The sequence below is a fragment of the Brevundimonas sp. GN22 genome, assembly GCF_054824005.1.
In genome coordinates, this window is sequence record NZ_JSYD01000041.1 from 21509 (window position 1) to 45318 (window position 23810).

A 23810-nucleotide genomic window follows, 5' to 3' on the forward strand; every position below is an offset into this window, starting at 1 on the left:
CTCCCGCGCCGCCTGAAAAGCGGTCTTGCGGGAGGATACTGTTACCCAAATACGCGGATGCGCAACCGCCGGTACGGGAATGGGCGACTAAGGTCGTAAGCGTTCTAGCTTAAGCTTTGACAGGCTTGACCTTTTGGGCGGCCTCGGTGGCACGCGCGCGGGCGAGTTCGGTGGTTTCACCGCGAGCGACAGCCACACCCATGCGACGGCGCTCGAAGCTCTCCGGCTTGCCGAACAGACGCAGTTCGGAGGTCGGCACGGCCAGAGCCTCGGCCACGCCATCATAGGCAATGCCCGCCGCTTCCATCCCGCCATAGATGACGGCGCTGGCGGCCGGCTCGCGCAAGGTCACATCGACGGGAAGGCCGAGGATTGCACGGGCGTGCAGGGCGAACTCGCTCTGCTGTTGGCTGCCGAGGGTCACAAGGCCGGTATCGTGTGGACGCGGGCTGACTTCCGAGAACCAGACCTGATCGCCCTTCACGAACAGTTCGACGCCGAACACGCCCCAGCCGCCCAGAGCGTCCGTGACCTTGGCAGCGATGTCCTGTGCGGACTTCAGCGCGGCCTCGGTCATGGCTTGCGGCTGCCAGCTTTCGACGTAGTCGCCCTTGACCTGACGGTGGCCGATCGGGGCGCAGAAGTCCGTGCGGGTGATGCCGTCGACATCGCGCGAACGCACGGTCAGCAGGGTGATCTCGAAGTCGAAATCAATGCGGCCCTCGACGATGACCTTGCCACCCGCCACACGCCCCGACTGCTCGGCATAGTCCCATGCGGCCGCGATCTGGTCGGCGCTCTCGACATAGGACTGGCCCTTGCCCGAGGACGACATGACCGGCTTCACAAAGCAGGGGAAGCCAACCTTCTCAGCTCCCGCAGCCAGTTCCTCGGCGCTCGACGCAAAGGCATAGGCACTGGTCGGCACACCCAACTCCTCGGCGGCCAGACGGCGGATGCCCTCGCGGTTCATCGTCAGCTGTGTCGCGCGCGCGGTCGGCACCACCTTGGCCAGATCGGCATCCTCGATGAAAGCCAGCGCGTCGGTAGCGATGGCCTCAATCTCCGGCACGATGATGTGCGGGGCTTCGGCCATAATCAGGCCGTTCAGCACCTGCGGGTCTGTCATCGGGATGACGTGGCTGCGGTGCGCCACCTGCATGGCGGGCGCATTGGCATAGCGGTCCACCGCGATCACCTCCGCCCCGAGGCGCTGAAGCTCAATCGCCACCTCCTTGCCGAGTTCACCCGAGCCCAACAGCATGACGCGTACGGCGGAATCAGAAAGCGGGGTGCCGAGACGGAAAGGTTGGTTCACGGATTTACGGGCTCCTGCACAGGATAGGCACGGCTGAGGAAATCGATAGCCGAGGCCGAAAAGACGGTAGAATGGGTCTCCGAATGGCGTGGTTCGTACGCCCAGACCAGCCCCTTTGGCGGGTTATTTCGCAGTGCCGCGACCAAACGATCCATGCCCGCCTGCATTTGACCGCCTTCGTCGCCGATGGTCAGCAAGAGTTGCCGCTCGCCCTCGGGATGCGCGGCCAATAGGGCCGCAGCATGTTTGGACAGTGCCTCGCGGTCCCACCACAGGCTCGGACTAACTGCCAAGTACCGGTCGAACAGCGTGGGCTGTCGCAGATAAGTCTCGACGATGAACAGGGCTGCGGCGGACTCCCCCAGCACAGCATCATCGCCATTCGTGCGATAGCGGCCCTCGATCTGAGGTTTGACCTCTGTTTCGATATAGCGGCGGAAACGATCTGACTGTCCGTGGTTGGGCCATTGGCGCGCGAGGCGACGGTCGGTCGAGCGCTGGGTCAACTCGTTTTGGCGATCTTCGGTGGCGATGCCGACGAGAATGGCAGGCCGCACGCGGCCGTCTGCCATAGCCGCGCGAATTCGGGCGCTATAGCTAGGCCAGTCCTGCGCCATACCTCCGTCCAGAAGATAGATGACCGGATATCGCTCCTGCGAGGTTTCGTATCCGAGCGGCAAAAGCACATTAACCTCGCGCACCTTGCCCATCACATCCGACAGGATCGTGAGCGGAATACTGCTCGCAGCTGTCGGGGCAGGTGAGGGCTCGGCCCGACCCGTGCTCGCTATGGCGCTCTCACCGCCAAAAACGAGACAGGCAGCAAACATCAACGTGCGTAACATTGCGATCTCCGTATGTGCGCGCTGGCCATATCACCGCGTGAGGGCGAGCACGTCACCCCCTGATGGAATAACAAAAGGGCCGGTCAGTTTCCCGACCGGCCCTGCAATGCTGATTAAGCAGCCTGATTTTTAAAGGCGCTGCTTGGCCTGTTCGACCACAGCCTCGGCGGTGATGCCGAACTCTTTGTAGAGCACTTCGGCCGGAGCCGAGGCACCAAAGCCGGTCATGCCGACAAAGCCGCCGTCTTCGCCGATGAATTTGGCCCAGCCTTGTTCCAGACCGGCTTCGACCGCGATGCGGACCGTACCGCGAGCGATGACAGAGTCTTGGTAGGCCTTCGGCTGTTGGGCGAACAGCTCGAACGACGGGACCGAAACCACGCGGGTGGCGATGCCTTCGGCTTCCAGCTTTTCGGCGGCCTTCAGCGCGATGGCGACCTCGGTGCCGGTCGCGAACAGGCTGACCTTGGCTGCGCCATCGGCGGCCTTCAGCTCATAGGCACCCTTGCGCGACAGGTTCTCGCCAGCGTCAGTGGTGCGGACAGCCGGGGTCTTTTGACGCGACAGGCAAAGGGCCGATGGCATGGTCTTGTTCTGCAGGGCGACCTGCCAGCATTCCAGAGCCTCGACCGTGTCCGCCGGACGGAAGACCAGCAGGTTCGGAATGGCACGTAGAGCAGCCAGATGCTCGACCGGCTGGTGGGTCGGGCCGTCTTCGCCCAGACCGATAGAGTCGTGGGTCAGGACGTGCATCACGCGAATACCCATCAGCGCGGCCAGACGGATCGCCGGACGGCTGTAGTCCGAGAACACCATGAAGGTGCCGCCGTAAGGAATGACGCCGCCGTGCAGGGCCATACCGTTCATGGCGGCGGCCATGCCGAACTCGCGGATGCCGTAGTTCACATAGCGGCCCTGATAGCTCGGGGCGTCAAAGATCTGGGTATTGGCGACGAAGGTGTTGTTAGAGCCGGTCAGGTCAGCCGAGCCGCCCACCAGTTCCGGAATCGCGTCGAAGACGGTGGCCAGAGCCTCGCCCGACGACTGGCGGGTCGCCATGGCAGGCTTGTCGGCGACCAGTGCTTTCAGCTTGGCTTCCAAAGCGGCGAACGCATTGTTGGGCAGATCGCCAGCCATGGCGCGGGTGAAGTCGTCACGCTGCGGATGGTTCAGCAGGCGGGCTTCCCAAGCCTTGCGGTGCTTGGCACCGGCCTTGCCGATCTTCTTCCATTCCTTGTCCAGATCAGCCGGAATCTCGAACGGAGCCGAGGTCCAGCCCATGGCCTGACGGGTGGCGGCGATTTCGACATCGCCCAGAGCCGCGCCGTGGGTCTTGTGGCTGCCTTCCATGGTGGCAGCGCCCTTGCCGATCTTGGTCTTGCAGGCGATCAGGGTCGGGACCGATTGCTTGGTCGCCCAAGCCAGGGCCTTCTTGATCTGGCCGTGGTCGTGGCCGTCAATGGCCTTGACCGCCCAGCCCGAAGCTTTGAAGCGGGCCAGTTGGTCGGTCGAGTCCGACAGGGCGACCGAGCCGTCGATGGTGATGGCGTTGTCGTCCCACAGCACAGTCAGCTTGTTCAGTTTCAGACGGCCGGCCATTGCGATGGCTTCTTGCGAGATGCCTTCCATCAGGCAGCCGTCACCGGCGATTACCCAGGTACGGTGGTCCACGAGGTCTTCGCCGAAGCGAGCGGCCAGATGGCGCTCTGCCATGGCGAAACCGACCGAGTGGGCAATGCCCTGACCCAGAGGGCCGGTGGTGACTTCAACGCCTTCGAGGTGGCCGTATTCCGGGTGGCCTGCGGTCTTTGAGCCCCACTGGCGGAAGTTTTCCAGCTGTTCGCGGGTGGCCTGCTTGTAACCGGTCAGGTGCAGCAGCGAATAAATCAGCATCGAGCCGTGACCGGCCGACAGAATGAAGCGGTCGCGGTCAGCCCAGTTCGGGGCCGAAGCATCAAACTTCAGGAATTTCGAAAACAGGACTGTCGCTACGTCCGCCATGCCCATTGGCATGCCCGGGTGGCCGCTCTTTGCCTTTTCTACGCCATCCATGGCCAGCACTCGGATGGCGTTTGCCATCATCTGCGGGGAGGGTTTCGAGAACATCGAAAGAGCGTCTGTCACGGCAAAGCCTTTTTCAGAACAGAGAAATGGGGACGGCGCCGCTTTACCCCGCCGCGCCTACGGGTTCTATAGCGAATCTGAAGAAAGGACGCATATGGACGCCTTGACTGCTGCCAAGGCCCGCATCGAACGGGCAATGAATGAGCTGGAGCGAAAGCTTCAGGAACTGCAAGACAAGTCCAAGACGGCAACTTTGCCGGATGATGACCTGTTCGCGCCGGATCCGTCTCAGGCTGGCAGTGCCGCTCGTGTGGCCGAATTGGAAGCTGCCGGACAGGAAGCCGCCTCCGCGCTGGCGGCTGCCGCCTCGGCGGTGCGCGAGATTCTGGAACAGCCAGCCGGCGAATCCATTACAGACCCTAGTGATGTATCCGAAGTGGAGTCGCGTTGATGGCGACAGTAACTGTTGAAGTGAATGGCCGCTCCTATCCCGTTGGCTGTGCCGACGGTCAGGAAGCGCGCGTCACCCAACTGGCGCAAGAGTTCAACAGCCGCGTCTCCCAGGTCGCCGATCAGGTCGGTCAGGTCGGTGACCTGAAGCTGTTCCTGATGGGCGCTTTGATGCTGGCCGACGAATTGTCAGAGGCCCGTCGGGGCCGTGTGGCACCGGCAGCGCCTGTGGCCGAGCCGGCTAACAATGACGGCGTGGCCGAGGCCCTGAACGCTGTCGCTTCCCGTCTCGAGAAACTGGCGCAAAGCTTTTAGCTGATACGCCCCCACTCCGCATCGCTGTCGCCCAAACGACGTCGCAGTGCGGCGCGGGGCAGTGCGCGTGCGCGCAAACGCGACGAACGCCAGTTGGACCTTCTGGACTGGCTGGATTCCCAGCCCAGCTATGATCCACGCACGACGACGCCGAAGGTTAGGCACAAGCCCAAGCTGGTAGCGGGGCTGGATGTGGACGAGGATCAACTGGATTTGGTCGAGCTGATTGCGAAAACTGTTCGGGCGGCCTGATCTTTGCCCCTTGAGCCGCAAGCCCGCTGGCCCTATCTAAGCCATTGGCGGGTCGGCTGCGGCCCTCGTCGGGGACTACATTCCTCCCGGCCTTAATCATCTCGAAGGGAGCTGTCCCTGCATGGGCCCGAGGGCCTGAGTATATGGCGCCCACCTGTCTTTCAGGTTCGAGAGGATTCATCGCCCCACGGTTCTTGTGGCGCCGCCAACCCCAAACCCCGTCCTGTTCCGCAGGGCGGGGTTTTGTGTTTCATAGCGCCATGGACAAAGCCGACATCCGCACCCGTATGCGCGCCGAACGCAAGCTGCTGAACCAGCCTGAGCGCGTCGCGGAGATCGTCGCACGGGCTTTGAGCCTGCCAGCGGGCGAAGTTGTCGCCCTCTATTCCGCCATCGGGGCCGAGGTTCCGACCGATGACTTGGCCACTGCACTGTTGGCCCAAGGCCGCACGCTTTCCCTTCCGGTCGTGACCTCGCGGGACCAGCCGATGGAGTTCCGCCTGTGGTCGCCGGGAGATCCTTTGGAAGATGACGAGGCCGGATGCCCTGCACCGCTGGACCTTGCCAGCACCATCGTCCCTGATCTGGTGATCACGCCGCTCGTGGCTTTCGACGCGCGCGGCTACCGGTTGGGGCAGGGGGGCGGCTATTATGACCGCACGTTTGAAGTCCTGACGGAGGCCGTCCGCGTAGGTCTCGCTTTCGCAGGGCAGGAGGTGGATGCCCTGCCTGTCGAGGCGCATGACATACGTCTGCATGGTGTTCTCACCGAGAACGGGTATAGAGCCTTCCTATGAGACTGGCTTTCTTCGGTGACGTAATCGGCAAGAGCGGACGCGATGGTCTAACAGACCACCTTCCGGGACTTCGCCGCGACCTTAAACTCGACTTCGTGGTCGTGAACGGCGAGAACGCCGCAGGCGGTTTCGGTATCACCGAACACACCGCCAACGAAATCTATGCGGCGGGCGCAGACGTCATCACGCTGGGCAACCACTCTTGGGACCAGCGCGAAGCCCTGACCTATATCGTGCGCGAGCCGCGCCTGATCCGTCCGGCCAACTATCCCAAGCTGATGGACGCACCGGGTCGTGGTGCCGACGTCTTCGTCACGCCTGACGGTATGCGCGTACTGGTCATCAATGTTCTGGGCCGTGTCCACATGGACCCGATGGACGACCCGTTCAGCGCGGTTGAGCGCGAACTGGAAGCCGCTCCGCTGGGCGTCGTGGCTGATGCCGTCATCGTCGACATTCATGCCGAAGTGACCGCCGAGAAGATGGGCATGGGCCATTTCTGCGATGGCCGCGCCTCGCTGGTTGTTGGCACCCACACTCACGTCCCGACCGCCGACGCGCAAATCCTTCCGGGCGGCACCGCCTTCCAGACGGACGCTGGCGGTTGCTGTGACTATGACTCGGTCATCGGCAACGACAAGGAAGAGCCGCTGCGCCGTTTCACCACCCGCCTGTCGGGTGGCCGTTACGCTCCGGCCCACGGTCCGGCCACGGTCTGTGGCGTTTTCGTCGAAACCGACGATCGCACCGGCCTTGCCAAACGCATCGAGCCTATCCGTGTCGGTGGCCGTCTGAAACAGGCCGTCCCCACGCTTTAAGTCTCTAAATCTGTAGAAGATTTAATGAGGGCGGCTGCATCTGTGGCCGCCCTTTTTTGCATCTTACCCTTAGTTCCAACAGGGTAAGCCTATGCATAAACTCACTGCTGCCGCCTTTGTCGCCGTCTCGCTCTTCATGGCGGGCCAACCCGCCAGTGCTCAATCGCCCGAGCCGGTGAAGGTCATGATTATCGGCGCATATCATTTTGGCAATCCGGGCATGGACCTGAACAACGCCCGCATTGCGCCGGTGACCACACCGGACAAGCAGGCCGAACTGGAAGCCCTGTCCAATCGCCTCATGGCCTTTGCACCGACGGCGGTCGCGGTCGAACGCGTGCCCCAGAATACGCAAACCCTGCTGGATCACGTCTATCCGACCTTCACCACCGAAGTGCTGACCACCCAGCCCGACGAGCGGTACCAGATCGGCTATCGACTGGCCGCCAAGATCGGAAACGGCCGCGTCTATGCCATCGATGAACAGTCGAACGAGCGCGACTACTTCCCCTTCGAGCCTGTGATGGCTTGGTGGAATGCAAACGGCCACACCGAAGCCTTTGCCAAGGTGAACGCCCCGATCGCGGCTTCTATGGCTGAACTGGAGCGTCGCCAATCCGTCGACAGCATCGGCGACATTCTGGCCGATATGAACCGGCCCCAAAGCATCCGGAATGATGCCGGCTTCTATTTCTCGGTCTTGACGGCAGGCGATGGGCAGTCACAACCGGGCGCAGCCCTCAACGCCGGCTGGTTCGAGCGTAATGCGCGCATCGTCAGCAAGCTCATGAGCGTCGCTCAGCCGGGGGATCGCATCGTCGTCGTCTATGGTGCCGGCCACGGCTATTGGCTGCGCCAGTTGATCGGCAACACCCCCGGCTTCGAGATCGAGGACGCGGTCCCGTATCTGGCCGAACCTGCCCGCTAAATATCGCGCCTTGCCCGCAAGCGCAGTCGCAGGGTCTCGCGACTGCGCAGGGTGATCTGGTGCACAGGTCTAGGATCGATAGGCGTGATGGCCTCAACATCCGCCGCCTTCATGATCTCGGCCAGTGCCACTACAGCTTCCTGCATCGCGAACGCCGCACCGATGCAGATGCGCGGGCCGCCACTGAATGGCAACCAGGCATAGCGGTCGATGCTCTTGCGGTTCTCGGGCAGGAAGCGTTCCGGTTTGAACACATCCGGCTCGTCCCACAGCTTCTCGTGACGCTGGATCAGCCAAGGGGCGATGACGATGCTGTCGCCCGCCTTGACCTCATGACCCTCGATGACATCGTCGGCGACGGCCTGACGGATCATGGCGGGGGCAGGGGGGAACAGGCGCATCGCCTCCTCGATCACCGCCTTGTGCCAGACCAGCGACTTGATCGCGGAGGGCGAGCGGTCCCAGTCGTCGGCCTCTTCCTTCAGCTTGCCGGCCACCGCCTTGTCTCGGGTGATTAGATGCAGGGTCCAGCCCAGTGTCCGCGCCGTCGTCTCGTGACCGGCAAGGATGAAGGTCAGGATGTTGGACATGACCTCGTGGTCGGACAGGCCCGAGCCGTCACCTTCTTCGTCCCGTGCTGACAGCAGGGCCGTAAGCAGGTCATCGGGCGCGTCGCCGTCTTGCTCGATGCGCTTCCTGCGACGCGCCACCAGAGCCGCCACGCGCTCCTGAAAGAAGCGGGCATCGCCACGCGTGACGATTTTGCCAAGACGAGGGATCCAGTCGGGGGCTTTAAGCGCATCGAGCGGGCTGATCCGCGCCCCGACATTGAGGAAGTTGTTCAGCGCCTTCTCGAAGCCCGCGGCATCGCCGTCCAGATCGTCCGAGAACATGGTGGCCGACAGGATGTCGAACGTCAGGCCGCTCATCTCGCTGTCGATGTTCAGAACCTTGGCACCGTCCTCCAGATGCCAGCTTTCTACACGGCGGCGACAAACGGCGTCCATGATCTCGGCGGTCTTGGCGGTATAGGCGGGGGTGAACAGCGGGGCCATGATCCGGCGCGCACGACGCCACTGGTCGCCCTCGGTCAGCAACAGACCATCGGCCAGCATTGGCCCCAGTACCCGCCGTTGCAGATCGCCCTTTTCATAGTTGAAGGCGTTGTCAGTCAGCACGTGACGGACACCAACAGGATCACTAACTACCAAGGTCCGTCCCAATGGCGAGGCACCGGCGACATACAGTTCCTTGAAGTGCAAACGGCCCCACAGCTTGAGCGGGTCACGCCAGCTTTGCAGCAGGAACGGCACCAGAGCCATGGGCTCGGTGCGTTGCTCCGGCACCCACGGGCGAAAACCCTGTGAAACCGATGCAGTCGAGGCGGCGGCGTCAGTCATGAAGCACTCCTTCTCATTACCGGGAGAGCATACTGACGATGTTGTCAAAAAGAAGGGATCAGTGTGACGGCCAGTCTGCGGGCAGTGTCACAGGATAACGTCCGTCAGCGGCGTGCGTTCAACTCGGCGAGTTCCGCAGTGCGGGTTGTGATGGTCCGGCGAGCCAGCGCCTTCAGTTGCGCATCATCGCTGGTGGCGATGACCTCGCGCGCCTTGGCGATGGCGGCTTCGTGGTCGGCAATCATCTGCTCGACCAGCGCCTTGTCGGCCTCGGCAGTTTTCACAGGCTCGGGCGAGGAAATCGTCCCGTCCTTCACGGCCTGAGCGTGATAGTTGGCCGAAATCTCCCGTACCGCCTGATCAACAGGGTCGCCGCCGCCTTCGCAGGCAGCGACACCGAGAACAGCCAGGCACAGGAGATATCGACGCATCATAAAGTCCGTTCTTTGGTCAAAGGCCGATCTTGCGATCAGCCCTCGATCCAGTTCGGCATCCAGCTTTCGTGCATTTCGCGCAGGTGAGCGACCGGAATACGGAACAGCTCGCCAGCTGCCGAAGCACCGGCAAAGTCCTTACCGCCGACCTTGCCGACAACCGAAGCGACCAGACCGGCAGCCTTGGCCTTGGCCACGATCTCGTCGGCGTTGGTGACAGCCACCAGATAGCGGGCCTGATCTTCACCGAAGTAGAAGCCGTGGGCCGCAGCCTCGCCAGCGTTCAGTTCGACGCCAACGTCCGATGCCAGAGCGATATCGCCCGCAGCACCAACCAGACCGCCGTCCGACAGGTCGTGGACAACCGTCAGTTCGCCAGCTTCGATCAGCGAACGCACGAAGTCGCCGGTCTTGCGCTCCAGCTTCAGGTCCACCGGCGGCGGTGCACCGTCTTCACGGTTCAGCACTTCGCGCAGATAGATGGATGCGCCCAGCGAACCCTTGGTTTCGCCGATCAGCACAAGGGCATCGCCCTCGGCTGCGCCACCAAAGCCGGTGACAACGTCATAGTTCGGCAGCAGGCCGACAGCGCCGACGGTCGGCGTCGGCGGAATGGCGACGCCGTTGGTCTCGTTGTAGAGCGAGACGTTGCCCGAAACGACGGGGAAGTCCAGCTCGCGGCAAGCCTCGGCCATGCCGTCGGTGGCACGCACGATCTGGCCCATGATCTCAGGGCGCTGCGGGTTGCCGAAGTTCAGGTTGTCGGTGATGGCGATCGGGCGCGAACCCACCGCAGTCAGGTTACGCCAAGCCTCGGCCACAGCCTGCTTGCCGCCTTCATACGGATCGTTCTGGACGTAACGCGGGGTGCAGTCCGAAGTGACGGCCAGACCCTTTTCCGTGCCGTGAACACGAACCACGCCAGCATCAGCGCCGGTGGCCGAATCTTGCAGGGTGTCGGCCATCACGTGACGGTCGTACTGTTCCCAGATCCAGCGCTTGGACGCCATGTCCGGGCAGGTCAGGACCGACAACACTGCGTCGTTCCAGCTTTCCGGTGCCGGAACGTCGGCAGGCGTCAGGGCGGGATGCAGTTCCGGCTGAACCCATGGGCGGTCATACAGCGGCGCATCATCGAACAGCGGAGCCAGCGGCACGTCGCAGACGGTTTCGCCCTTGTGCTTCAGCACGAGGTGTCCGGTGTCGGTGGTCTTGCCGATGATGGCGAAGTCCAGACCCCACTTCTTGAAGATGCGGTAGCCGGTTTCTTCATAGCCCGGCTTCAGAACCGCGAGCATACGCTCCTGCGATTCCGACAGCATCATCTCATAGGCGGTCATTTCGGTTTCGCGCTGCGGAACCTTGTCGAGGTCCAGCTCGACGCCCACGCCGCCCTTACCGGCCATTTCGACCGACGAGGAGGTGAGGCCAGCGGCACCCATGTCCTGAATGGCGGCGACCGCGCCCGATTGCATCAGTTCAAGCGTGGCTTCGATCAGCAGCTTTTCTGCGAACGGGTCACCAACCTGAACGGTCGGGCGTTTGGCGTCCGACTCATCGTCGAACTCTGCCGACGACATGGTCGCGCCGTGGATGCCATCGCGGCCGGTCTTGGAGCCGAAGTAAACCACGTCGTGGCCCGCTTCCGGTGCGGCCGAATAATAGATCTCGTCGGCACGGGCCAAGCCTACGCACATGGCGTTGACGAGGATGTTGCCGTTGTAGCCCTTGTGGAAGTTGGTCTCGCCCGCAACAGTCGGAACGCCGACGCAGTTGCCGTAACCGGCGATACCGGCCACCACGCCCGATACCAGACGCTTGGACTTCTCGTGACCCGGCTCACCGAAACGCAGGGCGTTCAGCAGGGCCACAGGGCGTGCGCCCATGGTGAAGACGTCACGCATAATGCCGCCAACGCCCGTCGCCGCGCCTTGGAAAGGCTCGATGTAGGACGGGTGGTTGTGGCTCTCCATCTTGAAGATGCAGGCATCGCCGTCATCGATGTCGATGACGCCGGCGTTTTCACCCGGACCGCAGATCACGCGCTCGCCCGTAACGGGGAACTTCATCAGCTGCTTCTTCGATGATTTGTACGAGCAGTGCTCGGACCACATCACCGAGAAGACGCCCAGCTCGACCTGATTGGGCTCACGGCCCAACCGGTCCAGCAGGACCTGATATTCGTTAGGGGCGAGGCCGTACTCTTCGGCCAGTTGGGCGATGGTCTTTTGGGGCGCGCTCATGGCGCGCGTATTAGCCTTGTACGGAGCATCTGTCAGCCACCGTTTGGCGACTGTTTTGTGTCAACCCACGCGCATTGCGCCACGACGCAGGCCAAAGGCAAAAATCACGCCGCCCACGACCAGCAGAAGCGCGGCACCCAAAGCCGTAAAGGCGAGCGCGGGCTGGGTTTCCTGTTCGGCGACAAAGGCACCGATCAGGCCCCATGCAATGGGCAGGGGATAGGCCAGCGTCCGCAGGGCCCAACTGACGCCCAAGCCGACGATTGTCACGACCACAACTGCTAGAATCGCCCAGCCTAGCGGAGAGAGGGCCGCCGGAAGGGCCTCCAGCGCTGTGGCCGTCGTAATCAGGTTGAGGGGCGATGCCACCGTCAGCCAACCCGCCAGGGCAGCCAGCGGCCAAATCAGCAGCATCCGGTCACGGTGCATCAATGGCGTAGAACGGATCACACCCGCCAGCGCCAACAGCGGCAACAGCACGGCCAGAAGGCTGGCGAAGATAACGATCACGCTGGCAGCCTTGAGGTTCAGCGCCGCCATGATGATCCATAGACCGATACCGAAGAACGCTACGGCTGAGGGCCAGCCCATCCGGTTGATCAGGGTGCTCTCACCCGTGTTGGGCAGTACCTGCCGGATCGCATAGGCCAAAATTCCTGCGTAGATCAGGCCCCAGATCGAGAAAGCATAGCCGGCGACCCGCAACGTCGAGTTGCCATCGGCGGCGAACTCGGCCTGCGTCAGTCCCCAGTTCAGCAGATTTTGCAGCAAGGGCACCACAACCGCGAACACGGCGGCGGCCAGTACCACCACACGGCGGGTTTTCTGTGCGGGGGACGGACGGACGATCGACATGGCAGCTCCCAACCATGACCTGCGGAGTTACAGGCAACGGCATAACTACGTTTGGCGGGCGCGAAGGTTCACGGAACCGGCCTGGCTGTTGGTGGATTGGAACAGGGTAACCCTCAAAGGAGGCCAAGATGGCTGATCGCCCACAGGACGATTTCGATAACGAACCCGAAGAAGTCGATACCAACCGCGCCGTGCGTCAAGGGCTCGGAGTCGGCGCTCGCGAACTGGCCGCAATCGGCGAGAGCGGCGAGAAGGGGACGTTGGAAACATCCCACCCCGGCAAGAAGAAAGACGACACCATCGAATCGGACAGTGGCCGCGCGGCCAGTGTGCTGGATCGCAAATAGTCACAAGCCCCGCCTGATGGATCAGGCGGGGCTCGTTTTTGACCGGACATTACGTCGGATCAGTTCTCTTCCTTGGTATCGGCGTCGTTGACCAAAACCTTGACCGTGCCGTTGTAGGCAAAGGTTCGGGATGTGGCCGCCTCGGTACCCGAGTTGAACGTCGCGCCGCCATACGGTGTGTAAACCGCGGTGGTGCTGATACCGATCTGGATCGCGTCATAGGCCTTGCCCACCATGTCGGGCGCTGCGGCCACCAGCACATATCGCTCGTCCTGACGCGGACGGAACTGCACCGAATAGATGCTGCCGCGATAGAAATACTCGTCACGATTGAAGGTGCGGGTCTGGTTACCCTGCGCATCCAACACCACAACCTCGGGCGCGAAGATGCGGTTCTGGTCCAGTTGTGAGCCGACGATGAGGGTCTTGTCCTCATAGTCTTGTGGCAGCGCGAGAAGGACGTAGGGCACCGCAGCCCCGTTTCGCATGATGCAGGCCGCTGTCTCGTCCACTTCGGCGACCACCAGATGGACCGCGCGTTCCTTGTCGGGCGTCATCGACAAGGGCGCGCTCAGGTCGGGCGTCGTCGAGCAACCCGCATTGGCATAGCTCAGCACCGGTGCCGGAATGGGCGGAGCCGAGGCGCAGGCCGCAACCCCCGCCATCAGACCCGAGAGAATGCCCACACGCGCAAACATCGGCCCGTCCATTATTGGAGCAGTCGCACAGTGGTCGCGACGACCTGATTCAGCGCATCCGAGATGCCATCCGCTAGACGCTGCGGATCTTCCAACAGAGCGTCACGGTTCTGAAATTCGTATTCCGGATTGGGCGGCAGGGTGATGGTGCCGTCGGGTGCATGCAAAACATTGTAGTAGATGATGTTTTCCATGATGGTGGACTTGTCCGACGCCTTCACCAGACGGACTTTGGCCGCAACCGACGGGCGGAACGGCTGACCCGCACCCGAAGACAGATAGCCATAGTGCTGAACCGCGACATCCAGCAGGGCATCGGCGGTGGCGCTATCGGGATACTCTTTCAGGAAATCGTATTTGGTGCGGGTGTTCTCGGTCAGCGGCGCAACGCTATAGCCGAGGTTGGCAAGGCTGCTGGACAGACGTTGCTCCAGCATGGTCTCGGCGTCGAAGCTGACGCTATCGAGAGCCTCGTTCACCGCATTGCGGCGGCTGGCCTGGATACCGGCATCTACCAGAGCGCCGATCAGGCCGAAGTTGGAACCGACCGAGGCGATCTCGAAGGCGATCGCATCTTCGGGCAATGAATCGTCGATCAGCGAGACCTGACGGATGTTGTGCTGTGTGCGTTCATACGGCGTGGCGACATAAGGTGTGGCGCACGCGCTCAGCGTGATCAGAGCCGCGATGGCGGCGAGTTGGCGTAACATGAATATTCCCCCTGTAACCGCTAGTTGAGCGGGCAGAATATTTCTGTCAAAGCGAAAATAACGTCGTTCGGATTATTCCCGTTCAGTGATGGGGAAAAACGAAAACACCTCCGATCCCTGCGGAGCGGAGGTGTCTGAAATCGTTATATAAATCGCCTTAGAGCGTTTCGTAGATGCTCTGGAACAGGGTGGCACCATCGGCGCTGCCCAGCTCGGCTTCGAAAGCGCGGTCCGGGTGGGGCATCATGCCAAGCACATTGCCGGCTTCATTGGTGATGCCCGCGATGTCGTTCACCGAACCGTTCGGGTTGTCGACATAGCGGAAGACCACCTGGCCGTTGTCTTCGATACGCTTCAGAGTCTCGGCATCGGCGAAGTAGTTACCGTCGCCATTGCCCTGGGTCATGATGACTTCGGACTGTTCGCCATACAGCTTGGTGAAGCGGGTGTTGGGGTTGGCGACCTGCAGGCTGATCGGCTTGCAGATGTATTTAAGCCCCTTGTTACGCAGCAGCGCACCCGGCAGCAGGCCCGTTTCGCACAGGATCTGGAAGCCGTTGCAAATGCCCACGATGGCCACGCCGTCTTCGGCGGCCTTCTTGATGGCTGGCATAATGGCCGATTGGGCAGCCATCGCGCCGCAGCGCAGATAGTCACCGTAGGAGAACCCTCCAGGAATGACGATCAGGTCCAGACCCTTGGGCAGCTCGCTATCTGCGTACCAGACCATGGAGACTTGCTCGCCAGTGGAGCGTTCGACGGCGACCTTACAGTCGCGGTCACAGTTGGAACCGGGGAATACGATGACGGCTGCGCTCATGGGCGGGCCTCCTAGCACCCTTCTCGGAAAATGTCAGTCGATGGTCAGGGGTTTTTCGCGACAGTTTTGCGACCAGTCACGTAGGCGACGATCCAGATCGCGAAGCCGCCCAGCGCCAAACCCGCCCCGACAAACCCTGTCGAAGTCCAGCCAAACCCTGCTGCAATCGCCATTCCGCCCAGCAGGGGACCTAGCGCATTAGCTAGATTGAACGCCGAATGGTTGAGCGCGGCGGCCAAGGTCTGCGCATCACCGGCCACATCCATCAAACGCGTCTGCAGGACCGATCCCAGACCGCCGCCCATGCCGATCATCACGACGACAGGCAGCAGGGTCGACAGATTCTGTGCTGCGGCGGGGTAGAGGCAAAGTGCGAATGCACTCCACAACAGAAGTCCTGCTGCGGCTTTCATGCCGAACCGGTCGGCGGCCCAGCCCCCCAGAATATTGCCGATCATCATGCCGACGCCGAAAATGGCGAAGATCATCGGCAACAGTGAAGGACCTACACCCGTCACCGCCTGCGCCGTCGAGGCCAGATAGGCATAGACGCAGAACATCCCGCCAAACCCGATGGCACCGACGCCCAGCGTCAACCAGACCTGACCGCTTCTGAGTGCGCCCAGTTCGCGCATGGGCACTGCGTCGGGATCGCCTTTGTCACGCGGAGCGAACAGGGCGATCAGCACCATGGTCAGCACTGCGACGGCGCTCACAATGGCAAAGGTCCAGCGCCAGCCGAAGTTCTGGCTGACCATGTTGACCACGGGCACCCCGAAAACGGTTGCTACCGTTAGGCCCAACAATGTTGTGGACACGGCACGCGAGCGGAACTGGATCGGTACAATGCTGGCAATCAGCAGGGCCGCGACCCCAAAATAGGCTCCGTGCGGAATACCGCTGAGGAAACGGAAGACCAGCATGGTGGAATAGTTCGGCGCAATGGCGCTCAGTCCGTTGCCAATGGCGAACAGGCCCATAAAGCCGATCAGCAGAAACCGGCGCGGCAGCCGCGCCCCCAGCACAGCGAGAATAGGGGCACCAATGACGACGCCGGCGGCATAGGCGCTGATGACGTGCCCGGCGGTGGGCTCGTCCACGCCCAGGCCCTTGGCAAAGTCCGGCAGCACACTCATGGCTGCGAACTCGGTCACGCCGATAGCGAAGCCGCCCATCGCCAGTGCAATCAATACCAGCGCCAGCCGACAGGCAGGCAGGAAGTCGGGCGTGGTCGGCGTATCAGCAGGCATGTGGGGCTTTGGCGTAGTGGGGGAGGAGGGCGGGATATAGCCCTCCTGCGGCCCATTACAACGCGGGGCCCGGCATTTGGTGGTCCTGCATCCCGCTCAGCCAGTCGCGAACCTTGGGATGTGAGACCGAAAGCCCCAGCTTTTGCGAGACGAAGATTTCGAGCATCAACCGGTCGTCGTCGTTTTCGACCCTCAGCCAGCGGGCTTCGACCGGCTGTCGTGCCAAGGGCGCAAACGGAACAGCGCGCCGGCGGAAGTTCGAAAACACGCTGTCCGCCAGTGACGCCGCCCGCACCAGTTGAATCGAGATCGACGCCCTGAAGGACGGGTACAACAACGAAGCCTCGTCCAGATGCGGCGGGGCACCTGTCAGGACGGGCTCATCCTGCACATAGAAGACATACAGGGCATCGGTTTCGGGCAGGAAGCCACGGACGACAGGCATCCGTGGCTGTGCCATCAATTGTTTGTACAGGCCGGGCAACGCCGACAATCTGTCGGGAGCCACCATCGCGCCTTACTCGCCCTTGTTTTCGTAGATGCCGGTGATCGAGGCCTTGGCGAGGGTGTGGAAGTGCAGGTTGAAGCCGAACACCGCGCCGGAGTTGTCGGCCGTCACGTCCAGACGGTCGGTATCGACGGCGAAGACAGTGAAGATATAGCGGTGCGGGCCGTGACCGGCGGGCGGGGCAGCGCCACCAAAGCCCGGCTGGCCAAAGTCGGTGCGGCCCTGAATGGCGCCCGACGGCAGCTTGCCACCATCCGGCGCACCGGCACCGGCTTCCAGTTCGGTCACATCCGCCGGAATATTGGCGACGGTCCAGTGCCAGAAGCCCGAACCGGTCGGCGCATCAGGATCATAGCAGGTGATGGCAAACGACTTGGTACCTTCCGGCGCGCCCGACCAAGCGAGGTGCGGCGAGACATTGCCCTTGGCGTATACCTGCGCGTCCGGCAGTTGGCCCCCGTCGGTCAGGTCATTGGAAGTCAGGGTAAAGGTCATGGGCGCGTTGCCTCCACAGATTGACGCTTGAACTCTACCCTTGATGGGCAAGCGAACGACGTCCCGCAAGAGGCAAGATATGTTTGGCGGGGGACTTTAACCGAATGCAGGATGATACCGCACCTGACCTGATAAGGCCGTTGTCGGCTCATTCCAGATCAGTACGGTGAAATATTCCGGCGGGGGTCCGCGGTAGGTGAGGCGTTCGTCCTGCTTGAGCCCGAAGCGGCTGTAATAGGCCGGATCGCCCAGCACAACGCAGCCCCTAGCGCCGATAGTGCGCAGCTGCTCAAGACCGGTTTCGATAAGCTTTTGCCCGATACCGCGCCCCTGAAGAGCGGGATGCACCGATACAGGCCCCAGCCCGAACCATCCGGGTTGGTCGCACCATTGGACGGGAGAGAAGGCGGAGTGGCCAACAATCTGGCCTTCGAGGTCTGCCACCATGGAAATAGTCAGGGCCTTGGCATCGCGCAAAGCGTCGATGATGCGTGGCTCGGACCCGTCACTGTGGGGATGACCGCTGAAGGCTGCCGTCGTCAATGCACGGATAGCATCGGCGTCGCGCGAGGTTTCAGGACGAATTACCACGGCGATGGGCCATACTCCGCTTCAAATTGATATTTCAGCGTAGGCGATCGGAGGTTGTCGCAGGTGTAACAAGGATACTCGGCATCCAATAATTTATCGAATGCGCGATATCTTCCCACCGCTTCGTTCAACGCATCTCGGTCTCCATAACCGCAGGCATCGGTCATGAAGTTGATGCTTTCGGTAGTCAGCACGACCCACCGCATGAATATGGCTGGATGAGCGGGATGGTCGGGTTGCGTTACGATGTACACTCGCTCGAGGTGCCTGTCGAAGTATGCTGAAGAGCCATGCTCTCGCTCATCGCTTTCGATCATTTTGCGCGCTTTGATTTCACGCACATTGGCCTCAAAGCCGATCTCGCAAACCAGCATCTCCGGCTCTGGTCCGGTCGTGTGGATCTTAGGCTGTGGTTGCTGACAGGCGGCCACTAAAAAAGCCGCCCCGAGTATCAGGGCGGCTCTCATATCAGGCGATCTCGATCTTGTAAGATTCGATGACCGTGTTGGCGAGGAGCTTCTCGCACATGGCCTTAACTTCGGCGTCCTTGTCGGTGACGTCGTCGGCCAGATCGAACTCGATCATCTTGCCGACGCGGGCGTTGGAAACACCAGACCAACCCAGACCTTGCAGAGCGCCTTCGACGGCCTTGCCCTGAACATCCAGCACGCCCGGCTTGAGGAAGACGTGAACCTTAACCTTGGCCATTAATGCAGCCCCCCTTGGATTACAGTCGGCATATCTTTCATGATGCCGAGACGGCGAGCCACTTCGGTGTAGCTCTCGATGACATTGCCCAGATCGCGGCGGAAGCGGTCTTTATCCAGCTTCTCGCCCGTGGCGGTGTCCCACAGACGGCACGAGTCAGGGCTGATTTCGTCGGCAAGGATGACGCGCGAGAAATCGTTCTCGTAGACGCGGCCAAACTCGATCTTGAAGTCCACCAGCGTGATGCCGACAGCCGAGAACATGCCCGACAGGAAGTCGTTCACGCGGATGGCGGTGGCCAGAATGTCGTCCAGCTCTTGGGTCGTGGCCCAGCCGAAGGCGGTGATGTGCTCTTCGGAGATCATCGGATCGTTGAGTTCGTCTTTTTTATAGTAGAACTCGATGATCGAACGCGGCAGCGGCGTGCCTTCTTCCAGGCCCAGACGCTTGGCGATTGAACCGGCAGCGATGTTGCGGACCACGACTTCCAGCGGAACGATCTCGACTTCGCGGATGAGCTGCTCGCGCAGGTTCAGGCGCTTGATGAAGTGGTTGGTGATGCCGATCTGGTTCAGACGGCTCATCACAAACTCGCTGATGCGGTTGTTGATGACGCCCTTGCCTTCCAGCTGGGCTTTCTTTTCGCCGTTGAAGGCGGTCGCGTCATCCTTGAAGTACTGGATCAGCGTGCCAGGCTCAGGACCCTCGTAAAGGATCTTTGCCTTGCCCTCATAGAGCATTTTGCGCTTGGTGTTCATCACTGGCGTTCCCGAACGGGGAGGTAACGGTGGCCTTCAAAACAAAAAGCGCGCGCCCCTAAACGTCGGGGCGGCGCGGCCTTTGAATCGATGGCGGCTAAATAGAACCGAGTGCCCTTTAGCCGAACGGCGGCTGTGACACAAATATCCAAACTTGAGACTGGCGTTATCAACGTGTTTAAGGCTTGTTGACGTTTGGGCATCCTCAAGGCCATAGAGCCGCATACGGAGACCCAAATCAGTCCGTTAGCAGGAGTTACGACGCGCATGACGACCTTCGAAGATCGGGAACAGGCCTACGAGGCCAAATACGCCCTCGATCAGGAACAGGAATTCAAGGCCATCGCCCGTCGCAACAAGATGCTGGGTCTGTGGGCGGCCGAGAAGATGGGCCTGTCCGCCGAGAGCGCTGACCAATACGCCGCTGCCGTCGTGCGCGCTGATTTTGAACAGCCGGGCGAAGAAGACGTGTTCCGCAAGATCGCGGGCGACTTCAAGGGCGCTGGCCTGACCGTCTCCGAGGGCGAAGTGCGCTCCAAGATGGACGAGCTGGCCTCGATCGCACGCGAGCAGATTCGTTCGGGCGAATAAGTTTCGGGGCCTTTCGGCTCCACCGAGATAAAGGAAAGGCCCGCAACCGGAGGGGAAGGTTGCGGGCCTTTTTTTACTGGCCTGCCTCGGGGGGACTCAGAGGGCAGACATGCGCACTGCCAGCGCGACTGTAGAACTCACAAAACAGCAGTCGGTTTCATTCAGGGCATCAATACCGTGTCGACGACATGGACGACACCGTTGGTGCGGGCCTGATCGGCGACGGTGATCATGGCTTTACCGCCCTTGGCGTCGGTCACTTCCCAGCGGCCGCCACCGGTGTCACGCAGCGTCAGCTTGCCGCCCTGAACCGTCGTCAGGGTCGCAACACCGCCATTGGCGGCGGCTTGGGTTGCAAGGTCTGCAGCGGTGAGTTTACCCGGGACCACGTGATAGGTCAGGATTTTGCTGAGATCGGCCTTTTTGGCCGGCTGCATCAGGGCGTTGCGATCTGCCGCCGGAATCTTGTCAAACGCCGCATTGGTCGGCGCGAACACCGTGAACGGACCGGTGCCCGACAGGCGCTGTTGCAGGCCGGCCGACTGGATTGCCGAAGTCAGGGTGGTGAAATCAGGCGCGGTGCTGGCGGCGGCCACAATGTCCTGCGTCGGTGCAGCAGCCGGCGTGGTCGCCGGTGCCGGAGTGGCAGGCTCGTTGGCCGGTGCCGAATTCTGCGTCGACGAATTATTACCGCAGGCGGCAAGAGTCAGCGCAGCCGCAGCGCCTGCGATAAGGCCGAAAGTCGTGCGAGTTTTGATCATCTTGGGTTCTCCCTGTTCGGTCGCGCTCTGGCGACTGCGGGAGAAGTACGGTTCAGGACGGCAAAGGATGCAGATTTCGCCCGAAATGTGATCGGTGCCGGACATTAGTCCGTTTGGGAGATCCCAAGTCTGTCGCGCCACTGGCCGGCTTTTTCGGTCCACGGGCGAGCGTGTGCCGGGCTGGAGGATGGCAGGTCCACCAGACGCACCGTGCCGATATTGCCCTCAAGGATACGTCTGCCGATCTGGGCCGACTTGGCGCCGTTAAAAGCGACAATGCGCAAGGCGGGCAAACTTGAAATCAGGCCCAGAAGGTCCGCAGCCTCGGGCGAGCGGATGGCGGCGTCCAGACTTCCGGCCCGCTCTGCCGAGGCCAGAACATCCCAAAGGCCGAAACCGTGGCTCATTATGGCTGACAGGCGCGCTTCATAGGGCAGGCCTGCGATATCCTCTGCCACCAGATCCCCCATGATCCGCCAGAAGGCATTCCGCGGATGGGCATAGTACTGACCGGCCGCCAGCGATGCGACGCCCGGCAAACTGCCAAGGATCAGGACGCGCGTTTCGGGGCTGACCTGCGGCGCAAAGCCGATCGCGCGCTCGCCCATATCAGCGCCCCTGATGGTTACGCAGCCAGCCCACGACCGAGTGGCGGGGGCGTTGGGCATAGGGTGCCACAGGGGCGACAGAGTGCATCTGGGGCACGCTGAACAGCGTCAGGGTATTGAACCGAGGGATATAGCCGCACGTGACATCGCCGTTCTCGTCGTGGAACAGCAACTGCCCCCCCCAGTCGGGGCGCCAATCACGCGTAAAGCCCAGCGTATAGGCGGTGAGGCGGTCGCTATCTTCGCTACCGACGTCGTTGTGCAGTCCGATAAAATCGCCGGGGCCATAGCGGGTCAGCTGACCGTCGGCCTTGGCTACTGCGGGCTGGTTGGTGACAAACGCCCCGAAGGCCACAAACTCGGCGTTGAGGAATTCGGTCAGGCGGTGGATCGGGTGTCCCGGATCGCGCTGCTCCAGATAGGCGATGATCAGCGGATAAACGCGATAGATAAAACCGTACCCGTTTCCCGAGCGACGGATCATATCCGCCGTCCGTTGGGCCACGGCATCGGCGTCCGATGCGGTTTGATCAGGCTTTAGCACCACAGGGCGGCCATCTTCGCCCTCGAATGCCAGATCGTAGGGCAGTGTCTCGAGCATCGTGGCGATGTGTTCGGCCACGTCCGGCTCGAAGATGTCGGGAATCTGTACGAAGCCGGCACGCATATAGTCGGCACGCGCAGCGGCGGCCTTTACACGCGGATTGATGCGGATCGTCGGCACACTCATGGATCGTCTCCCCTACGCTCAAGGCTTAGCGGGGGAGGATTGGTCAGACAAGAAAAAGGGGAGGCCCCTTCGGAGCCTCCCCACATTCAAAACGCGATTGGCCTATCAGCCGCCAAAGACGCGGTTGAAGATCACGTCGACATTTTTGGTGTGGTAGCCAATGTCGAACAGGGCCTCTAGTTCGGCGTCCGGCAGGGTCACGCGCTCGTCTGCCTTCAGGAAGTCGATGAAGCGTCCTTCGCCACGCCAGACCTTCATGGCGTTCTCTTGCACGGCGGCATAGGCGTCTTCACGGCTGATACCAGCCTGCGTAAGAGCCAGCATGACACGCTGCGAGAAGACCAGACCACCAAGGCGGTCCATGTTCTTCTGCATGTTGTCCGGATAGATGTTCATGCGCTCGACGACGCCTGCCAGACGATGCAGGGCGAAGTCGAGGTGGATGGTGGCGTCCGGACCGATGCCGCGCTCAACCGACGAGTGGCTGATATCGCGCTCGTGCCACAGGGCGACGTTTTCCATAGCCGGAACAACCGACGAGCGGACGAGACGTGCGAGGCCGGTCAGGTTCTCGGTCAGGATCGGGTTGCGCTTGTGCGGCATGGCCGACGAACCCTTTTGACCCTTGTCGAAGAACTCTTCGGCTTCCAGCACTTCAGTCCGCTGCAGGTGGCGGATTTCGGTGGCCAGACGCTCGATCGACGAGGCGATGACGCCCAGAGCCGCGAAATAGGCGGCGTGACGGTCGCGCGGGATGACCTGTGTCGAGACCGGCTCGACCTGCAGACCCATCTGGTCGGCGACGTATTGTTCAACTTCCGGCGAGACGTTGGCGAAGGTGCCGACCGCGCCCGAGATGGCGCAGGTGGCGATCTCTTCACGGGCGGTGACCAGACGGCGACGGGCGCGTTGCCACTCGGCGTGATAGCCAGCCAGCTTCAGACCGAAGGTTACCGGCTCGGCGTGGATGCCGTGCGAGCGACCGACGCAGACGGTGTACTTGTGTTCCTTGGCGCGGGTTTCCAGCGCGGCGAGAACGCGATCAACGCCGGCCAGCAGCAGGTCCGACGATCGGGCCAGTTGCACGGCGAAGCAGGTGTCCAGAACGTCCGACGAGGTCATGCCCTGGTGCAGGAAGCGGGCTTCGTCGCCGACGATTTCCGCAACGTGCGTCAGGAAGGCGATGACGTCGTGCTTGGTGGTGCGTTCGATCTCGTCGATGCGGTCGGCATCGAAGGTGGCATCCTTGCCCTTGGTCCAGATCGCCTCAGCGGCTTCGGTCGGGATCACACCCAGCTCGGCCATCTTGGTGGCGGCGTGGGCTTCGATCTCGAACCAGATCTTGTACTTGGTGTCCTGGGACCAAATGGCGACGGCTTCGGGGCGGGTGTAGCGCGTGATCATGGTTGCGCTCATTCCTTCCCAACGCGCCATGAGTCAAGGCGCGCAAAGCCATGTTATGCAGGGGTCACGAAACCTTCATAGAGCAGGGCAGTTTGACTTCGCGGAACACGGT

Annotated in this window: 29 protein-coding genes and 1 other RNA gene; 9 read left to right on the forward strand and 21 right to left on the reverse strand. The window is 61.8% G+C overall.

The window, feature by feature from the left end:
- Positions 1-109: 109 nt before the first annotated feature.
- The 3 genes from purT to tkt form a co-directional block, all read right to left on the reverse strand.
- Positions 110-1318: a formate-dependent phosphoribosylglycinamide formyltransferase gene (gene purT, locus OB03_RS06365; protein WP_461343564.1), complete on the reverse strand. Its 1209-nt coding sequence runs from the start codon at positions 1316-1318 to the stop codon at positions 110-112.
- Complete coding sequence (locus OB03_RS06370; protein ID WP_461343565.1) at positions 1315-2163, reverse strand: alpha/beta hydrolase; 849 nt, start codon at positions 2161-2163, stop codon at positions 1315-1317. Before OB03_RS06370 ends, purT begins: the two co-directional genes overlap by 4 nt.
- A gap of 129 nt (positions 2164-2292) precedes the next feature.
- Positions 2293-4269, reverse strand: a complete 1977-nt coding sequence (tkt, locus tag OB03_RS06375) for a transketolase (protein ID WP_461343598.1) — start codon at positions 4267-4269, stop codon at positions 2293-2295.
- A gap of 112 nt (positions 4270-4381) precedes the next feature.
- Here tkt and OB03_RS06380 point away from each other — a divergent pair, with 112 nt between their 5' ends.
- From OB03_RS06380 to OB03_RS06410, 7 genes are all read left to right on the forward strand, one after another.
- Complete coding sequence (locus OB03_RS06380) at positions 4382-4678, forward strand: hypothetical protein (protein ID WP_461343566.1); 297 nt, start codon at positions 4382-4384, stop codon at positions 4676-4678.
- Complete coding sequence (locus OB03_RS06385) at positions 4678-4992, forward strand: cell division protein ZapA (RefSeq protein ID WP_242913778.1); 315 nt, start codon at positions 4678-4680, stop codon at positions 4990-4992. The genes OB03_RS06380 and OB03_RS06385 overlap by 1 nt, the downstream gene beginning before the upstream one ends.
- A 93-nt stretch (positions 4993-5085) precedes the next feature.
- Positions 5086-5244, forward strand: a complete 159-nt coding sequence (locus tag OB03_RS06390) for a hypothetical protein (RefSeq protein WP_242913779.1) — start codon at positions 5086-5088, stop codon at positions 5242-5244.
- Positions 5245-5296: 52 nt separating this feature from the next.
- Positions 5297-5451, forward strand: a non-coding RNA gene (gene ssrS, locus OB03_RS06395) — 6S RNA.
- A gap of 53 nt (positions 5452-5504) precedes the next feature.
- Entirely contained in the window at positions 5505-6041 is a 537-nt protein-coding gene (locus OB03_RS06400; RefSeq protein ID WP_461343567.1) for a 5-formyltetrahydrofolate cyclo-ligase, read from the forward strand.
- On the forward strand, positions 6038-6859 hold the full coding sequence (locus OB03_RS06405) for a TIGR00282 family metallophosphoesterase (RefSeq protein ID WP_461343568.1): 822 nt from the start codon (positions 6038-6040) through the stop codon (positions 6857-6859). The genes OB03_RS06400 and OB03_RS06405 overlap by 4 nt, the downstream gene beginning before the upstream one ends.
- A gap of 91 nt (positions 6860-6950) precedes the next feature.
- Positions 6951-7787 carry a DUF5694 domain-containing protein gene (locus OB03_RS06410; RefSeq protein ID WP_461343569.1) on the forward strand — a complete coding sequence of 279 codons (837 nt, stop codon included), beginning with the start codon at positions 6951-6953 and terminating at the stop codon, positions 7785-7787.
- Here OB03_RS06410 and OB03_RS06415 read toward each other — a convergent pair.
- The 4 genes from OB03_RS06415 to OB03_RS06430 form a co-directional block, all read right to left on the reverse strand.
- On the reverse strand, positions 7784-9187 hold the full coding sequence (locus OB03_RS06415) for a cytochrome P450 (RefSeq protein ID WP_461343570.1): 1404 nt from the start codon (positions 9185-9187) through the stop codon (positions 7784-7786). The two genes, OB03_RS06410 and OB03_RS06415, sit on opposite strands and share 4 nt — an antisense overlap.
- A gap of 104 nt (positions 9188-9291) precedes the next feature.
- On the reverse strand, positions 9292-9618 hold the full coding sequence (locus OB03_RS06420; RefSeq protein WP_461343571.1) for a DUF305 domain-containing protein: 327 nt from the start codon (positions 9616-9618) through the stop codon (positions 9292-9294).
- Between the two features lie 38 nt (positions 9619-9656).
- Positions 9657-11864 (reverse strand): phosphoribosylformylglycinamidine synthase subunit PurL, encoded by a 2208-nt coding sequence (gene purL, locus OB03_RS06425; protein ID WP_461343572.1) that lies wholly within the window; start codon positions 11862-11864, stop codon positions 9657-9659.
- A gap of 60 nt (positions 11865-11924) precedes the next feature.
- Positions 11925-12719 carry a hypothetical protein gene (locus OB03_RS06430; protein WP_461343573.1) on the reverse strand — a complete coding sequence of 265 codons (795 nt, stop codon included), beginning with the start codon at positions 12717-12719 and terminating at the stop codon, positions 11925-11927.
- Between the two features lie 128 nt (positions 12720-12847).
- Here OB03_RS06430 and OB03_RS06435 point away from each other — a divergent pair, with 128 nt between their 5' ends.
- Complete coding sequence (locus OB03_RS06435) at positions 12848-13066, forward strand: hypothetical protein (protein WP_242913787.1); 219 nt, start codon at positions 12848-12850, stop codon at positions 13064-13066.
- Positions 13067-13125: 59 nt separating this feature from the next.
- Here OB03_RS06435 and OB03_RS06440 read toward each other — a convergent pair whose 3' ends face one another.
- The 10 genes from OB03_RS06440 to purC all read right to left on the reverse strand — a co-directional run bounded on the left by OB03_RS06440 (position 13126) and on the right by purC (position 19604).
- Positions 13126-13764, reverse strand: a complete 639-nt coding sequence (locus OB03_RS06440; protein WP_461343574.1) for a MalM family protein — start codon at positions 13762-13764, stop codon at positions 13126-13128.
- Between the two features lie 11 nt (positions 13765-13775).
- Positions 13776-14474: a hypothetical protein gene (locus tag OB03_RS06445; RefSeq protein WP_461343575.1), complete on the reverse strand. Its 699-nt coding sequence runs from the start codon at positions 14472-14474 to the stop codon at positions 13776-13778.
- A 157-nt stretch (positions 14475-14631) separates the two neighbouring features.
- On the reverse strand, positions 14632-15294 hold the full coding sequence (purQ, locus tag OB03_RS06450; protein WP_461343576.1) for a phosphoribosylformylglycinamidine synthase subunit PurQ: 663 nt from the start codon (positions 15292-15294) through the stop codon (positions 14632-14634).
- Positions 15295-15338: 44 nt separating this feature from the next.
- Complete coding sequence (locus tag OB03_RS06455) at positions 15339-16544, reverse strand: MFS transporter (RefSeq protein WP_461343577.1); 1206 nt, start codon at positions 16542-16544, stop codon at positions 15339-15341.
- 55 nt (positions 16545-16599) lie between these two features.
- Positions 16600-16989 (reverse strand): hypothetical protein, encoded by a 390-nt coding sequence (locus OB03_RS06460; protein ID WP_461343578.1) that lies wholly within the window; start codon positions 16987-16989, stop codon positions 16600-16602.
- Between the two features lie 72 nt (positions 16990-17061).
- The gene (locus OB03_RS06465; RefSeq protein ID WP_461343579.1) at positions 17062-17547 is read right to left on the reverse strand and encodes a YbhB/YbcL family Raf kinase inhibitor-like protein; all 486 of its coding nucleotides are present in this window, start codon (positions 17545-17547) and stop codon (positions 17062-17064) included.
- Positions 17548-17643: 96 nt separating this feature from the next.
- Positions 17644-18138 carry a GNAT family N-acetyltransferase gene (locus OB03_RS06470; RefSeq protein WP_461343580.1) on the reverse strand — a complete coding sequence of 165 codons (495 nt, stop codon included), beginning with the start codon at positions 18136-18138 and terminating at the stop codon, positions 17644-17646.
- A complete protein-coding gene (locus tag OB03_RS06475; RefSeq protein ID WP_461343581.1) occupies positions 18132-18605 on the reverse strand; it encodes a hypothetical protein in 474 nt (157 codons plus the stop codon). The genes OB03_RS06470 and OB03_RS06475 overlap by 7 nt, the downstream gene beginning before the upstream one ends.
- 1 nt (position 18606) lies before the next feature.
- Positions 18607-18846: a phosphoribosylformylglycinamidine synthase subunit PurS gene (purS, locus tag OB03_RS06480; RefSeq protein ID WP_461343582.1), complete on the reverse strand. Its 240-nt coding sequence runs from the start codon at positions 18844-18846 to the stop codon at positions 18607-18609.
- Entirely contained in the window at positions 18846-19604 is a 759-nt protein-coding gene (gene purC / locus OB03_RS06485) for a phosphoribosylaminoimidazolesuccinocarboxamide synthase (protein ID WP_461343583.1), read from the reverse strand. The genes purS and purC overlap by 1 nt, the downstream gene beginning before the upstream one ends.
- Positions 19605-19871: 267 nt before the next feature.
- Between purC and OB03_RS06490 the strand changes: the two genes are divergently transcribed.
- Positions 19872-20195: a DUF1476 domain-containing protein gene (locus OB03_RS06490; RefSeq protein WP_242913798.1), complete on the forward strand. Its 324-nt coding sequence runs from the start codon at positions 19872-19874 to the stop codon at positions 20193-20195.
- 161 nt (positions 20196-20356) lie between these two features.
- On the opposite strand, the gene OB03_RS06495 is transcribed toward OB03_RS06490, so the two are convergent.
- From OB03_RS06495 to purB, 4 genes are all read right to left on the reverse strand, one after another.
- Positions 20357-21061, reverse strand: coding sequence for a fasciclin domain-containing protein (locus OB03_RS06495; RefSeq protein ID WP_242913799.1), 705 nt, complete (start codon positions 21059-21061; stop codon positions 20357-20359).
- Entirely contained in the window at positions 21061-21564 is a 504-nt protein-coding gene (locus OB03_RS06500; protein ID WP_242913800.1) for a DNA-deoxyinosine glycosylase, read from the reverse strand. The genes OB03_RS06495 and OB03_RS06500 overlap by 1 nt, the downstream gene beginning before the upstream one ends.
- Position 21565: 1 nt before the next feature.
- The gene (locus OB03_RS06505; protein WP_461343584.1) at positions 21566-22294 is read right to left on the reverse strand and encodes a 2OG-Fe(II) oxygenase; all 729 of its coding nucleotides are present in this window, start codon (positions 22292-22294) and stop codon (positions 21566-21568) included.
- A gap of 105 nt (positions 22295-22399) precedes the next feature.
- Positions 22400-23698, reverse strand: coding sequence for an adenylosuccinate lyase (gene purB / locus OB03_RS06510; RefSeq protein WP_242914067.1), 1299 nt, complete (start codon positions 23696-23698; stop codon positions 22400-22402).
- Between the last annotated feature and the right edge of the window lie 112 nt (positions 23699-23810).

Excerpts from the sequence above, each read along its gene's own strand:
- tkt (WP_461343598.1), bottom strand. The coding sequence starts at position 4,269 with ATGTTCTCGAAACCCTCCCCGCAGATGATGGCAAACGCCATCCGAGTG.
- OB03_RS06400 (WP_461343567.1), top strand. The coding sequence starts at position 5,505 with ATGGACAAAGCCGACATCCGCACCCGTATGCGCGCCGAACGCAAGCTG.
- purB (WP_242914067.1), bottom strand. The coding sequence starts at position 23,698 with ATGATCACGCGCTACACCCGCCCCGAAGCCGTCGCCATTTGGTCCCAG.
- OB03_RS06445 (WP_461343575.1), bottom strand. The coding sequence starts at position 14,474 with ATGTTACGCCAACTCGCCGCCATCGCGGCTCTGATCACGCTGAGCGCG.
- OB03_RS06460 (WP_461343578.1), bottom strand. The coding sequence starts at position 16,989 with ATGCCTGTCGTCCGTGGCTTCCTGCCCGAAACCGATGCCCTGTATGTC.
- OB03_RS06370 (WP_461343565.1), bottom strand. The coding sequence starts at position 2,163 with ATGTTACGCACGTTGATGTTTGCTGCCTGTCTCGTTTTTGGCGGTGAG.
- OB03_RS06415 (WP_461343570.1), bottom strand. The coding sequence starts at position 9,187 with ATGACTGACGCCGCCGCCTCGACTGCATCGGTTTCACAGGGTTTTCGC.
- purS (WP_461343582.1), bottom strand. The coding sequence starts at position 18,846 with ATGGCCAAGGTTAAGGTTCACGTCTTCCTCAAGCCGGGCGTGCTGGAT.
- purQ (WP_461343576.1), bottom strand. The coding sequence starts at position 15,294 with ATGAGCGCAGCCGTCATCGTATTCCCCGGTTCCAACTGTGACCGCGAC.
- OB03_RS06490 (WP_242913798.1), top strand. The coding sequence starts at position 19,872 with ATGACGACCTTCGAAGATCGGGAACAGGCCTACGAGGCCAAATACGCC.
- OB03_RS06405 (WP_461343568.1), top strand. The coding sequence starts at position 6,038 with ATGAGACTGGCTTTCTTCGGTGACGTAATCGGCAAGAGCGGACGCGAT.
- OB03_RS06430 (WP_461343573.1), bottom strand. The coding sequence starts at position 12,719 with ATGTCGATCGTCCGTCCGTCCCCCGCACAGAAAACCCGCCGTGTGGTG.
- OB03_RS06440 (WP_461343574.1), bottom strand. The coding sequence starts at position 13,764 with ATGTTTGCGCGTGTGGGCATTCTCTCGGGTCTGATGGCGGGGGTTGCG.
- purC (WP_461343583.1), bottom strand. The coding sequence starts at position 19,604 with ATGAACACCAAGCGCAAAATGCTCTATGAGGGCAAGGCAAAGATCCTT.
- purL (WP_461343572.1), bottom strand. The coding sequence starts at position 11,864 with ATGAGCGCGCCCCAAAAGACCATCGCCCAACTGGCCGAAGAGTACGGC.
- OB03_RS06385 (WP_242913778.1), top strand. The coding sequence starts at position 4,678 with ATGGCGACAGTAACTGTTGAAGTGAATGGCCGCTCCTATCCCGTTGGC.
- OB03_RS06455 (WP_461343577.1), bottom strand. The coding sequence starts at position 16,544 with ATGCCTGCTGATACGCCGACCACGCCCGACTTCCTGCCTGCCTGTCGG.
- OB03_RS06500 (WP_242913800.1), bottom strand. The coding sequence starts at position 21,564 with ATGGGCGAGCGCGCGATCGGCTTTGCGCCGCAGGTCAGCCCCGAAACG.
- OB03_RS06410 (WP_461343569.1), top strand. The coding sequence starts at position 6,951 with ATGCATAAACTCACTGCTGCCGCCTTTGTCGCCGTCTCGCTCTTCATG.
- OB03_RS06380 (WP_461343566.1), top strand. The coding sequence starts at position 4,382 with ATGGACGCCTTGACTGCTGCCAAGGCCCGCATCGAACGGGCAATGAAT.
- OB03_RS06435 (WP_242913787.1), top strand. The coding sequence starts at position 12,848 with ATGGCTGATCGCCCACAGGACGATTTCGATAACGAACCCGAAGAAGTC.
- OB03_RS06505 (WP_461343584.1), bottom strand. The coding sequence starts at position 22,294 with ATGAGTGTGCCGACGATCCGCATCAATCCGCGTGTAAAGGCCGCCGCT.
- OB03_RS06465 (WP_461343579.1), bottom strand. The coding sequence starts at position 17,547 with ATGACCTTTACCCTGACTTCCAATGACCTGACCGACGGGGGCCAACTG.
- OB03_RS06420 (WP_461343571.1), bottom strand. The coding sequence starts at position 9,618 with ATGCGTCGATATCTCCTGTGCCTGGCTGTTCTCGGTGTCGCTGCCTGC.
- OB03_RS06495 (WP_242913799.1), bottom strand. The coding sequence starts at position 21,061 with ATGTCCGGCACCGATCACATTTCGGGCGAAATCTGCATCCTTTGCCGT.
- OB03_RS06475 (WP_461343581.1), bottom strand. The coding sequence starts at position 18,605 with ATGAGAGCCGCCCTGATACTCGGGGCGGCTTTTTTAGTGGCCGCCTGT.